The following is an 11,914-nucleotide window of genomic DNA, read 5'->3' as shown; positions in this document are numbered from 1 at the left end:
GCTCAACGGCTCGATTGAGGCGGGAGGCGAAAGGGATCCTCGCCGCCCTCCCCGGCGGCAGGCACGCCCCAGGACACCTCGGCGATTGGAGGCTCGGCACGGCGAAGTTGAGCCGAAGATGGCTGGCTCACTTGACCGGCTCGCGCAGCGCCATCGGGTCGCCTCTCTCGCTGCCTTTCCGACAAGTCACGCTGCAGCTGTTGGATCGCGCCAATCCGCATCGCCTGGTCGAAATCACGATCACCGCCCCTTGCTGCGCCCGTGCTCTCCTGATCCGCCAGCGACGTCACCGCCAGATGGTAGCGTGCATGAAGGGCGACCGTCTCATTGAGGGCCGCGATGTCGCGCTGAATCGTTTGCAGCTGCTGTTCCAGGCCCTGCAGGCGGTCTTGCGCCGGCATCGGCCCGTCCAGCGGCTGGGCTAGAAACCGTTCGAGCGCCTTTTCCACGACGATCGTGCGGTTCACGCATCTTTCCTCGGCTGCGCCGGCAAGGCGGGCGAGAATCTCGCTGGATAGCTGCAAAGTGAGTTTTTTCTTCATCGTTCGGACCTCATCTGGTCCGTCGATTAGGTCAGCTTGCCTGGCCTGGCACGCGCAAGATTCGAACGTTCGAAGCCTAGCGGGTGGAAAGAAACTCTGGCGTAGATGCCAAGCTCAACCCGCGCGCCGGAACGGTCCCGATCGGCGCTTCCTCCGCGTCAGGAGCCGGGCTCGCTCGACGGCGGTCTGACGAAATCCTCGGGGATTTCGCGCAGGAAGCTCTGCCCCTTCTGCAGCCGGCGGCCGAGCGCCTCCACAAAGCCTTCGAACCGCTCGCGTCCCTTGATCTGCGCTGTGGCCTGCGCTTCGGACGGCAGCGGGGGTGTCACGGTGAGCCAGAAGCGAACGAACAATGCGTGCGTCTCGGCAAGGATGCCGACATCACGCTCGAGCCGCTGCATCTGCCGCGACAGCCTGTCGAGCCGGCGTGTGAGCGCCGCCTCGCGCCGATCAGCCGCATCCGGCGACAGGAACGACTGAACCGCCGCCTCGACGATGGCCGAGCGCGAAAGCTTCCTGCGATCGGCGAGCTCTACGATCTGCCGCAGCAGCTCCGGCGGGAAGTAGACATTCATTCGATCCCGCATTGGTCTGTCCTCACAAGCCCATGTCATCGCGCGGGTCGAGCGCAGCCTGACGCGCAATCCCCGTCGTGCTCGCATCGCGTGAGCTGACCAGCTGCGGCGTCCCATCATCGTCATCGAGCACGACAGAAAACTCGTCCACCGGATCTAGGCTCGTCGTTTCGCTCGCGATCGCTTCGTGCTGCGGCAGCTCCGGCTCGCGTCGCAAGCCGCCATTGGCCTGCTCGCCCCTTGTCTCGGTGGGCACCGTCAGCCGGGATCCAGTGAGCACGGGCGAGAGGGGCGCAAGCGATGACCAGTCATCCGCACTCACGGACGCTCTGGTCCTGGCGATGTCCGGCGGCGGCAGGATGCGCGAGACCAGTCTCTCATCCTCGAAATATCGCACCTTCCTGGCGCGGATCGGTGGTGCGCCGGCGACCATCACGATCTCATCAGCCGCCGGCAATTGCATCACCTCGCCCGGCGTCAGGAGCGGACGCGGCGTCTCCTGGCGCGACACCATGAGGTGACCCAACCATGGCGCCAGGCGATGCCCGGCATAATTCTTCACGGCCCGCATTTCGGTTGCGGTGCCGAGCGCGTCCGAGACACGCTTGGCGGTTCGCTCGTCGTTGGTCGCGAAGCTGACGCGGACATGGCAGTTGTCCAGAATGGCGTTGTTCTGCCCATAGGCCTTCTCGATCTGATTGAGCGATTGCGCAATCAGGAAGCTCTTGATGCCGTACCCAGCCATGAAGGCGAGAGCGGATTCGAAGAAGTCGAGCCGGCCTAACGCCGGAAACTCGTCCAGCATCATCAGGACACGATGGCGGCTCTGCTTTGCCTTGAGATCCTCGGTCAAACGCCGGCCGATCTGGTTCAGAACCAGACGAATGAGCGGCTTCGTACGTGAGATGTCGGATGGCGGCACGACGAGATACAGCGTCGCGGGCTCCTCCCCCGCAACCAGATCAGCAATGTGCCAATCACATCTCCCCGTGACAGCAGCCACCACCGGATCCCGGTAAAGACCGAGGAATGACATCGCCGTTGAAAGGACGCCCGAGCGCTCATTCTCCGATTTGTTCAGAAGCTCGCGCGCCGTCGATGCCACCACCGGGTGCGGCCCGGCCGCGCCCAGATGATGCGTCGCCATCATCGCCATCAACGTCGCCTCGATCGTGCGCCGGGGGTCGGAGAGGAACGCGGCAACGCCAGCCAAGGTCTTGTCGGGCTCGGCATAGAGAACGTGCAGGATGGCACCGACCAGAAGCGAATGGCTGGTCTTTTCCCAATGATTGCGCTTGTCGAGGGATCCCTCGGGATCCACCAGCACGTCGGCGACATTCTGGACGTCACGCACCTCGCAGGCCCCTCGCCTGACTTCGAGCAGCGGATTGTAGGCTGAGGCCTTCGGGTTGGTCGGGTCGAACAGAAATATGCGGCCGTGCCGCGCGCGGAATCCTGCCGTGAGCTGCCAGTTCTCGCCCTTGATGTCGTGAACGATCGCCGATCCCGGCCACGTCAGAAGAGACGGCACCACGAGACCGACGCCCTTGCCAGACCGCGTCGGTGCAAAACAGAGCACATGCTCCGGTCCGTCATGGCGCAGGTAGCGCGCTCCCAACCGTCCCAGGACCACGCCATCCTCGCCGAGCAGTCCCGCCTTGCGCACCTCGCCCAGCTCGGCCCAGCGCGCGGACCCATAAGTTGCTGTGGCTTTCGCCTCGCGCGACCGCCACAGTGACATGCCGACCGCAACCGCAATAGACGCGAGACTGCCACTGACCGCGATAGCCCCACCTTCGGCAAAGACGGAGGGGGCATAGGCATCATAGATGAACCACCACCAGAAGAAGGTCGGTGGGAAGTAGACTGGCCAGCCGGCCAGCATGAACCATGGCGTCCCCAATCGCGGTTGGAAGGCGAGCCGCCAGGCCGTCCATTCGGTCGCGGCCCATATCGCGAGCAGGTTGATCAGCGCGACGGCGAGTAATTGTGCCCATTGGATTCGGGTCGCAGGCATGTGGTGTCTCCCGAGTGCTAAAGACCGAGGTCGCGCTTGCGACCAAGCTGCCAGTCGATGCCAGCGGCCTTCGCAAGGCCCGTGACCTTCTGACCGAGCCGGTGATCGATGTCGCGCGACCACGGGACGAGGTAGAAACCGAGACCATTGTCGATCATGGCGAAGCGGCCGGAGGCCAGGACAAGTCGCTGGCGGTAGATGCCCGCAACCTGTTGGCCGGGGTCGACCTTCAGCTGCGGCGCGCCGTTGGTCGCCGACAGCCGCGCGCCCACGGATTCAAGCTCCTGCCTGCGTAGTGTCTTCAGAAGATCCCGTTGCGGGACGATCTGCTGGCCATGTCTCTGCGCCAGTCCCCGGTCCGCGAGACACTCTGCCCGGCTGCGCAGCGCGCTCCTCACCTCCGCGCCAAATCCGCCGAGGGCCAGGGAGACAGGTTCACGCTCGACCAGCCGATGATCGAGCCAGGTCGCTCCCTCGGCCTTGATCTGATCGGCCAGGGCCAGGTCCGAGCGCGTCGCCAGGACCAGGGTCGGCCGCGCCTCGTCCGCAGCGCCAAAGCGCCTGATCTCGACAATGCCGCCAGGCTGAGGCGCCTGCGCAAAGGCCTCGATCCCGCGGAAGCGAACGTGGTGGGCGCGGCCGTCGATGCCATCGATCACGGCATAGGCTTCGCCGGTCAGCTCGTCGTGGAGTCCACGGTCGACCAACCGCCCCATGATCGATGATGGACTGTTGATCCCGTCGATGACGTAGTCCGCAGCGCTCCGCTCCTCACCACGGCGAGCGAACGCCTGATGCATGGTCCTGATGATATCACCACGCGTGCCGAGCTCGCGGAGCTGTCGCTCTGCGCCAAGCTCGACCATCCACTCGTTGGGTCCGGCCGCCGCTGCCAGTCCCAGGCGCTCCAGATATTGCAGGCGCCCTCGCATCAGGCGGTGGACCTCGGGATCAGGACCCGCTGCCACCCGCTGACGGAGATCGATGGCCCCCACCTCATCGCAGGCCATGCGGATCTCGCGATCGAGCCGTGTCCAGCGATCCGCGGTGATCTCTCTTTCCAGTGCGTTGCGGATGTCGTGCTCAGGCTTCGGACCGAGCTCGAGCGCCACCAGCTCCTCGGCCCGGGAGCGCAGGCCCCGGCCGATATAGTCGCGGGCGATGACGAGATCTGCGCCCGTCTGATCGACACCGCGTACGAGCACATGAACGTGCGGATGGTCCGTATTCCAATGATCAACCGCGATCCACTCGAGACGCGTCGACAGATCAGCTTCCATCTGCCGCATCAGATCGCGCGTGAACGCTCTGAGGTCCACCATATCGGCTGCGTCCTCTGGCGAGACGATGAAGCGGAAATGATGCCGGTCGTCGCTGCTCCGCGCCTCGAAGGCGGCCTCGTCGGCGTGATCAGCTCGCGCATCGAACATCCTTGCCGGCTCGCCGTCGCGGGTGACCCCCTCCCGCTTGAGATAGGTCAGATGCATCGCCAGCGGCGCCGACCGAAACGCGTGGCCCTTGTGCCTTGCGATGCGGGCCTTCACCGTGACGCGGCGGCCTGAGGCAAAGAGGCGCTCGCGACTGAAGCTGAGACGGCCGCGGCCGAAGGTCGAATGGGTGCGGGCCGGCCGGCGTCCGTCGATCGCCGAGGGCAGCGTGACGTGCCCCGCGGCGTTCGCCGCGCGCAGGACGCGATTGATGAAGCTCCTGGCCTTCCTCTCACGCGCCTGACGGACGCGCCCCGGACGGATGCGGAATTCGCGGTCTCTGGTGCTCATGCGCGGCACCCCGCGGCAAGGATTGAGGCTATAGTGCCGAAAGCAGCATTGATGTTGTTGAGAAAGAGCATCAGCGCGACACGCGCTCCGACCGGACGGCACGGTTGAACGCGAGCCATGTCAACGGCTTGCTGATCAACAGGCGAGCCGCTTTTATCTTGCAGTCGACCGTCGGCAGCTTGCGGCTGGCTTTGGACCCTCGCCTCGGCTCTCGGTCCGACGCCCCGCGCCGGCGTGCCGGAAACAACAGCGAAGCATCGGCGACCGTAAAGACTGCGACGGACAATCATCATTGAGGCCGACGCATCGCACCGCATGATAACGTCGCGAGGAATTCCGCTGCGGTCGGCTTTGTCATTCAAAGCCTCTCGTGCCGACCTCAATGACGACCGTTTCCGATCGCAGCGGCTGCTCATCAACGTCGGCATGACGTTCGCAGGTCGTGCGCAGAACGCGTGCATCATCACGGCTGCCTCGTCCACACGGGAATGGCACGCCCGATGACGTCCGATGTCGCCGTCGGACCGAAATAGCGTCCATCCAGCGAACTATCCGATTGCCTGTTCATCAGAAAGAGCTCGGCATCGCCGACGATGCGGCATCCCTGCCAAGCCGGTAGCGGCCGGCCCTGTCTGTCGCTCTCTTGCGCGATGCCGACTTCGACTCCATCAATCAGGATGACATGCTCGCGACGACAAACGGCCTGGCCGCGAAGAGCAAGAATGCGCTTCAGCATCGGTACGCCCCTCGGCAGGTAGCCTTCGTCCGCAAGCCATCCGGCCAACACGCCGTGGGGCAGGACAACGACGATCTCGTTGGTGACCCATTGCCGGACCGGCCGAACCAGATAGAGGCCGATCGGAACGCTGCCGGAGACATTCCAGATGAGCAGCGGACGCAACCTTGGTCGCCCGACCTCCGTCACGAGCCACACCCCGGCGAGCATCGCGACGCCAATGACAAGCCCTTTCGTCATGGCATGATCGTCCTTCGATGCAGCCAGGCCCGATGGCGCAGATCCGTGTAGGGACGCGGCGGTTGTCCGGCGGCCATGCGGTTCTGAACGTGCCACCAATGATCCGGTGCGACATCCGCCGGATCGATGCCGAGCGCCTCGATCGCGTCGATCTGCTGCAGCACCCGCTCGACCTTCGGCCAGCCAAACACCTGCAACAGGATCGCTGCTCCCGGAGCGACGAAGGGCACGGTCGCACAGGCTTCTCCGGGGCCAACGGCCTGCAGAACGTTGATCCGCGACAGCACCGTGCCGTAATCGTTCGACGACCAGCGCACGAACGCAAAGACGCTTCCCGGCGTGAACGCGACCTCCCGGCGATAATGGTCGAGGCGAAGCTCCCGCACAGTTCGACCGAAGCGTATGCGGTTTTCGATCTTTCCCTGCAGCCATAGCAATTGGACACGCGTCAGCTCGCTCATTGGCAAACTCTGAGGTTGACGAAATCTGGACGGCTCTGCGGGCCGGGAATGAGGAAACCGGGGGCGTCTCGCGCGGTCTCCGCTGTCGACAGCAGGAGAAGCCAGCGTGCACCGGCGCCCCAAAGCGCGGGCCCGTTAGACAAAATCCGAAGGATTTTGCGGTTAGGTAAGTTAGAAGGCGGAAAGGACGCGCCAGACCAAAGGCTTAGGGTCGACTTCGGTCCCCGATGGCACGACGATCCGGTCCTCGATGGCACGCGTCCTCCGGTCCCCGATAGCACGAGACAATTCACAGCTTGTCCCCTGCGGAGCTCGAGGGGCGATGCCTGGCGAAACGCCTTGCGACCGGGTCAGTAACGGCGGCTGCGAAGTTCAGCCGTTCGGTGCCGTTTGGATCGCGGGTGAGGACCAGTTCGTAGCCCGGCAGGCGCTGGCGGCGGACGATTTCGCGAAGGTCGTAGGCGAAATGCTTCAGCGGCGAGAGGCTGCCGGACTTGGCATGCAGATAGCCGAGATCGAAGCTCCAGCCGCCATCCTGATGGCCGCCATGCTTGCGCACGAGGCGATACAGCCAGCGCTCCAGCCCGCCCGTCAGCGCGAAATAGGCCCGATCAATCGTCAGCACGAGCGCGTCATCGATGACGCCCGAATAGAACCAGTCCGGCAGGATCAGCTGCAATCCGGACGGCCTGCCATGGGCATCCGCCGTCTCCTTCCACTCGTTGATCCAGGAGAAGCGGTGCCGCCGCCGCTCGGCCGGCTGACGAATCGAGGTGAGCACGGTCGTCGACTGCAGCCGATCAAGTCCTGCCTTCAGACGGTCGTAGTCACGCACGCCGGTGCCGCGACCGACAAACGTCAGGATCTCATACGGCGTGGCGGCCATCAGGCGCGACGTCTTCAGTCCGGCGTCGCGAGCCTCGACGATCTGTGACGCCGCCCAGATCAGAACATCCGCGTCCCAGATCGTCGCCATGCCATGTTCGGGGACGGCCTCGACCCGAATGGCGACAGGCCCCGCGCGGAAGTCGATCGGCACGACGCGCTTGCTCTTGGCCAGCGAGAAGAACGGATAGGCCATCAGATCCTGCGCATCGCGCGGCGCCAGATCGCCAGGCAGCGCGCGAAACAGATCGAGCTGATCGCGCTCGGATTTGCGCAAACCTCGCACGTTCAAGCCCGCCCAGCCCGCGACGCGCGACGCTCCTGCCCTGCATAGGGAATGAGACCTGGATGTCGCTTCGCCGGCAGAACGGTGCCCTGGCCGGGATCAGCCGTCGACGTCTTGGTGCCGCGATCGGCCCAGGCTTTCAGATCGTCGAGCGCATACACGACGCGGCCGCCGATCTTGCGATATAAGGGGCCGGTGCCGTAGGTGCGGTGCTTTTCCAGGGTGCGGCCGGACAGTCCAAGGTAACGCGCAGCTTCGGGTGTACGAAGAAAGCGCGGCGGGGGACCGGCTATCGGATCGGGCATCGAGCATCCTCCGGGACAGGTTCGCGCCCTCACGGGTCGTTCGGCGCGTCGACGGACATGATCGACGCGCAGGGCAGCGAGGGGGGATGCCGGAGATCGAGGGGCGCGGTTTCGGCACCCCCTCGCCTCAAGGAAGCGACTCGTCTTTGCGGCGGCGGGCGCGGCCTTAGTGACAGCCCCTATCGGCCACGAGCCGTCTTTTCACCGGTGACCAGTGCAGCTGAGCATGGGAGGCCGATCAGTGGCATGCTGAATGCCGCGCTCAAGGGCAGTTCCGAAAATCCTCGGATAGCGATCGCCCGCCCGCTGCCATTGGGTGAGCTCGCAGACCCACCGGCAGGATCAAGCGCGAGCGGCAGCCAGATGATGCCTCAGGCGCGACCCAGGGACGCTCCGCGTGCGGCTTCCGCCCTGATCTCTTGTCCACGCCCTCAGTCGCCTGGAGAAGGATCTGAGTGACGGCCAAGACCGTGGATCGCGGCGCATGCCGGAAGGCGGCTTCGAAGCTGGCTGAAGCTGCGCCGCATGTTCGATCGCTTCTACCGCAACTTGAGTTTGGTTGCCTGCGTATGATCTCGCGAGCCCGTCCATGCTCGCGACGGACCGCGGCTTGTTTCCAGTCCAAGCGGGCCTGCCGCAGCCTCAGGAGCTCAGAGCTACGTCTGATCCGATCCGCGTAGCAACTGATGATAACCCTTCTCAGACATCCACCTCGCCCGCGCCAGATGGCTATCGAAGGCGCGGCGGGCACGCTGGGGTTCGTTGACCGGATCGATGTGCAAGACGAGCCGGGCAACCTCCTCCCAGTCCGCGCCCTCGGATGCTGCATCCAGAAGGCGGAGATACGTCACAGCATGTTCTTCATCATAGGCTGTCAGAACGGAATCAGTCGGCGCGAGGTCGGCGACAGCGGGATCGAGCGGTGGAATGGGCATTGGTCAGAACCTGTTTGGAGCGAACACAACCTGTCGACCTGAAAAAGCAGCACGGACCCCGTCGAGATCCGGGCACGAGACCGCCTTCCAAACGTCTTCAGCTGTCGCTCCCGCGTGAGAGAAAGATGTCCGTGTTGAAATGCCGGCAAAGCCGGAGCTGTTTGAGAAGACAATTCGACGCGTCTTTGCCGCCACCATGAAGCGCTTGCGTCTAATCCAAGGCGTTTTGCTGCAAGCGCTCGCTCACGCTTGGCTCGTCGCCTGCGTTCGTGTAGCCGACGCACGTCCACATTTCATCTTGAGAATAATACTCACGGCCGATGTTGCCAAAGCGCCGGCGACGCTCGCGAATTCCCGCGCGGGGAGGGCTGACGATCGGTATCTGAGAACCGTCTTTCCAAATGGAGTTCCGTGAGCGGCAGAGTGGCCACGACCTCTCGCCGCCAAACAGGAGCGCACAGCGCTGTGGAATCCAGCTCTCGATCGAGCTCAAGACCAAGCGCTCCCGTTCAGGTTCCCGAAGCGCCCGTCCCAGAGATTGAGGACGACGATGTAGTTGCACCCAAGGCGTAGCGGCTTCACTTTCAGCCGCGGGACTGGAATCAATGCGGCATGCCTACACTCACCCGTCGCCGCGATCCGCACTCGCCAAACGAGACCTGGCGCATTTACTTCGGAGACGTCGAGGCGGGAACGATTGCAGAGCGCCCCGAAGGCCCCTCCGGTTCGCCCGTCTGGCAGTGGTTCTGCGGCTTCTATCCAGGCAGTCACCCAGGCGAGCAACAGCTTGGCGGCGCCAGCACCTATGAGCAGGCGCGCGACGCGTTCCAGGCAGCATGGAACGTCTTCCTATCGAATCGGTCACAGCAAGATTTCGACGAATGGCGCCAGCACCGGGCCTTCGTCGCCTGGAAGGATCAGATGCGGGAGGCCGGATGTCCTCAGCCGACCCAAACCAAGTCAGGTTGCTCGCGCTGCTTCTGCGGCGCGGTGATCGACCTGAAGACAAGTACCGAGCACATCTACTCTCACCACATGCCGACCGCGAGACGCTTGGTTCCGGGATCATCTTGACGATGTGCAATCTCTACTCGATCACCACCAATCAGGCCGCCATCGCCGCGCTTTTTCGGATCGTTCGCCAGTTCGCGGGCAATCTCCCCTCGATGCCGGGCGTCTTCCCCGACTATCCGGCTCCGATCATTCGCGGCACCGGAGACGACCGCGAGATGATGATGATGCGGTGGGGAATGCCACCACCTCCGCGGACTGGCGGGCCACCCGTGACCAACATCCGCAACACGTCGTCTCCGCATTGGCGCGGCTGGCTCAAGCCCGAGAACCGGTGCCTTGTGCCTTTCAACAGCTTCGCCGAATATGCGCCCGAGCCGAACCCGGAGACGAAGAAGAAGGACGTGGTCTGGTTTGCCTTGTCTGATGATCGCCCCTTGACCAGCTTCGCGGGCATTTGGACCGAGTTCAAAGGCGACCGCGGCACGAAATCCAAGCCGCTGCCAGGCCCTCATTTGGTCTACGGCTTCCTGACTACGGAGCCCAACGCCGTGGTCGCACCTATCCACCCCAAGGCGATGCCGGTCATCCTGACGACAGAAGAAGAGAGGGAGGTCTGGCTGCGTGCGCCATGGAACGAGGCCAAGGAGCTGCAACGTCCATTGCCCGATGGCGCGCTCGAGATCGTCGCACGCGGGCCGGCCAAGGAAGATATACCTGCGGCCTGAACGAGCCGGCGGATTGCACAAAGACGGGCTCGCCTTGCGCCCCAATCCTACAGCTCCCGGCGACAACCTTTTCCGCGTCCGAGACTCGAAGCGCTCGCTCGTGTGGAGTCATCGGGTGGCGTTGTAGCGTCGCTGCCGCGAAGCTGACGGAACCAAAGGAAAACGATTCTAGACCACGCGGCACGGCTTCGGACAGCCGGACTGCAAGACGATCGGTCGCGCACAAAGTGGTCAGGCCGGCCAAGCATCGCGGAGGTGAGCCTGCCAGATTTCGGCATCTACACGACGAGCTCACGATCCGCAGCCTCGTGCGTCCGGCCGAAGGTCGGAATGAATGATCGCCGCTGGGCGAACGCCTACCACGATAGAGATCAAGGGAATCGAAGCCGCCTTACGCGAGGCGCCGCTTGCTCCTGGGAACCTCTTTGCCCTGGGATCTTCTTTGAAGAGAAGGCGCGGCGATCAGCCGCCAGGGCGCGGAACGCGAAAGAGCAGCCGCAGGAGCGCCGCTTTGCGGCGCGGGACCGACTGCGATCGCGAGACCAGTCAAGAGGGCAGCCGCAGGAGCGTCAGCATGCGACGGCGAAGCCGGGACGCGGGACCGACTGCCCCCGGCGAGCGATCCATCATGATGCGCCAGGGATGAAAGCCGAATGGCGGAGACGCGTCCATACTTGCTAGCGACTCCGTTCACGACAGCCCGGCCGGCGCGACCCTTTTACCATCTTCACCCTCGATCTGCCCTTTAGAACACGCGCGATTATGTCCCGCTGCCGAACCCGCTCTCAGGGATCTGGCAGAACAGCAAGCCGTAGGCTTCGGCGGACATACCCATCCTGCCCTCGAAGGGCAAAGCTATGGGTCGATTAGGGCACCGGGATGTGTGGAATGCGAACCCGGTTCGCCTTGCCAGACGTGCTTCGGTCCTCCATCCACAGTACCCCAGCATGGCCTAGCAATCGGCAGAGCCAATCCATTTCTGGTTTAATGGCCACTATTCGGTGCCCCACGTAGCCGAGACATGTCGCTGCTGAGAAGGACGGCGGCCCCACAATGATGAGTGACGGCCGCGTATCGATTGGGAGGAAGGCACTAAAGCGACTCCCTTAGCATCGTTGCGCTTGGGTCGACGACGAATAGACACCTCGGCACCTTTCTGAGTCGAGTGCGTGCGCGTCAACGGCACGCCGCGCGACTATTTCAGGAGCGCTGAGATGGCCCGGCCGAGAGCCCGATTCGAGACGTCGCCTCGCGGATCTTCTCGGTTGGCGCTCGCGACGTCCGCTCCCGGAGCGGACTGGAAGCAGGCCGTCAAAGGATCATAGGAACGCTTTTGACCGATTCCGTTGAAAAAGTCGGCAGTAGTTTCGTCGTGAACGCCATCTGTTTCGAGGACGAATTGGCGCGTTGTGGTT

12 protein-coding genes are annotated in these 11,914 nt (G+C 63.9%); 2 read left to right on the top strand and 10 right to left on the bottom strand.

Annotation, left to right across the window (positions count from 1 at the left end; translation table 11 throughout):
• Positions 1-2 precede the first annotated feature (2 nt).
• The 9 genes from ACQR1E_RS31320 to ACQR1E_RS31280 all read right to left on the bottom strand — a co-directional run bounded on the left by ACQR1E_RS31320 (position 3) and on the right by ACQR1E_RS31280 (position 8,760).
• Positions 3-542, bottom strand: coding sequence for a hypothetical protein (locus ACQR1E_RS31320; protein WP_316171872.1), 540 nt, complete (start codon positions 540-542; stop codon positions 3-5).
• 158 nt (positions 543-700) lie between these two features.
• On the bottom strand, positions 701-1,129 hold the full coding sequence (locus ACQR1E_RS31315) for a CopG family transcriptional regulator (protein ID WP_316171873.1): 429 nt from the start codon (positions 1,127-1,129) through the stop codon (positions 701-703).
• Between the two features lie 10 nt (positions 1,130-1,139).
• Positions 1,140-3,134, bottom strand: coding sequence for a conjugal transfer protein TraG (locus ACQR1E_RS31310; protein WP_316171879.1), 1,995 nt, complete (start codon positions 3,132-3,134; stop codon positions 1,140-1,142).
• A gap of 17 nt (positions 3,135-3,151) precedes the next feature.
• Entirely contained in the window at positions 3,152-4,912 is a 1,761-nt protein-coding gene (locus tag ACQR1E_RS31305) for a relaxase/mobilization nuclease domain-containing protein (protein WP_316171874.1), read from the bottom strand.
• 463 nt (positions 4,913-5,375) lie between these two features.
• Positions 5,376-5,858, bottom strand: coding sequence for a S26 family signal peptidase (locus tag ACQR1E_RS31300; protein WP_316176343.1), 483 nt, complete (start codon positions 5,856-5,858; stop codon positions 5,376-5,378).
• 26 nt (positions 5,859-5,884) lie between these two features.
• A complete protein-coding gene (locus ACQR1E_RS31295; protein ID WP_315828462.1) occupies positions 5,885-6,349 on the bottom strand; it encodes a DUF2840 domain-containing protein in 465 nt (154 codons plus the stop codon).
• Positions 6,350-6,638: 289 nt separating this feature from the next.
• Entirely contained in the window at positions 6,639-7,520 is an 882-nt protein-coding gene (locus ACQR1E_RS31290; RefSeq protein WP_315770028.1) for a replication initiator protein A, read from the bottom strand.
• Between the two features lie 2 nt (positions 7,521-7,522).
• Positions 7,523-7,825 carry a helix-turn-helix transcriptional regulator gene (locus ACQR1E_RS31285; RefSeq protein WP_315770026.1) on the bottom strand — a complete coding sequence of 101 codons (303 nt, stop codon included), beginning with the start codon at positions 7,823-7,825 and terminating at the stop codon, positions 7,523-7,525.
• 656 nt (positions 7,826-8,481) lie between these two features.
• A complete protein-coding gene (locus ACQR1E_RS31280) occupies positions 8,482-8,760 on the bottom strand; it encodes a DNA -binding domain-containing protein (protein ID WP_315718652.1) in 279 nt (92 codons plus the stop codon).
• A 612-nt stretch (positions 8,761-9,372) separates the two neighbouring features.
• On the opposite strand from ACQR1E_RS31280, the gene ACQR1E_RS31275 reads away from it, so the two are divergent.
• Both ACQR1E_RS31275 and ACQR1E_RS31270 read left to right on the top strand, forming a co-directional pair.
• Entirely contained in the window at positions 9,373-9,834 is a 462-nt protein-coding gene (locus tag ACQR1E_RS31275; protein ID WP_316171875.1) for a hypothetical protein, read from the top strand.
• 2 nt (positions 9,835-9,836) lie between these two features.
• The gene (locus tag ACQR1E_RS31270) at positions 9,837-10,499 is read left to right on the top strand and encodes an SOS response-associated peptidase (RefSeq protein ID WP_315718658.1); all 663 of its coding nucleotides are present in this window, start codon (positions 9,837-9,839) and stop codon (positions 10,497-10,499) included.
• Between the two features lie 1,195 nt (positions 10,500-11,694).
• On the opposite strand, the gene ACQR1E_RS31265 is transcribed toward ACQR1E_RS31270, so the two are convergent.
• On the bottom strand, positions 11,695-11,914 hold a 220-nt coding region (locus tag ACQR1E_RS31265), incomplete at its 5' end, for a hypothetical protein (protein ID WP_316171876.1).

The organism is Bradyrhizobium sp. HKCCYLRH1030 (assembly GCF_051168395.1).
GTDB lineage: Bacteria > Pseudomonadota > Alphaproteobacteria > Rhizobiales > Xanthobacteraceae > Bradyrhizobium.
Note: the sequence above shows the minus strand (reverse complement) of the source record. Positions and strands in the feature narration are given on the sequence as shown.

Bases quoted from the DNA above. Each gene is read 5' to 3' on its own strand.
- ACQR1E_RS31320 (WP_316171872.1), bottom strand. From the start codon at position 542: ATGAAGAAAAAACTCACTTTGCAGCTATCCAGCGAGATTCTCGCCCGC.
- ACQR1E_RS31315 (WP_316171873.1), bottom strand. From the start codon at position 1,129: ATGCGGGATCGAATGAATGTCTACTTCCCGCCGGAGCTGCTGCGGCAG.
- ACQR1E_RS31310 (WP_316171879.1), bottom strand. From the start codon at position 3,134: ATGCCTGCGACCCGAATCCAATGGGCACAATTACTCGCCGTCGCGCTG.
- ACQR1E_RS31305 (WP_316171874.1), bottom strand. From the start codon at position 4,912: ATGAGCACCAGAGACCGCGAATTCCGCATCCGTCCGGGGCGCGTCCGT.
- ACQR1E_RS31300 (WP_316176343.1), bottom strand. From the start codon at position 5,858: ATGCTCGCCGGGGTGTGGCTCGTGACGGAGGTCGGGCGACCAAGGTTG.
- ACQR1E_RS31295 (WP_315828462.1), bottom strand. From the start codon at position 6,349: ATGAGCGAGCTGACGCGTGTCCAATTGCTATGGCTGCAGGGAAAGATC.
- ACQR1E_RS31285 (WP_315770026.1), bottom strand. From the start codon at position 7,825: ATGCCCGATCCGATAGCCGGTCCCCCGCCGCGCTTTCTTCGTACACCC.
- ACQR1E_RS31280 (WP_315718652.1), bottom strand. From the start codon at position 8,760: ATGCCCATTCCACCGCTCGATCCCGCTGTCGCCGACCTCGCGCCGACT.
- ACQR1E_RS31275 (WP_316171875.1), top strand. From the start codon at position 9,373: ATGCCTACACTCACCCGTCGCCGCGATCCGCACTCGCCAAACGAGACC.
- ACQR1E_RS31270 (WP_315718658.1), top strand. From the start codon at position 9,837: ATGTGCAATCTCTACTCGATCACCACCAATCAGGCCGCCATCGCCGCG.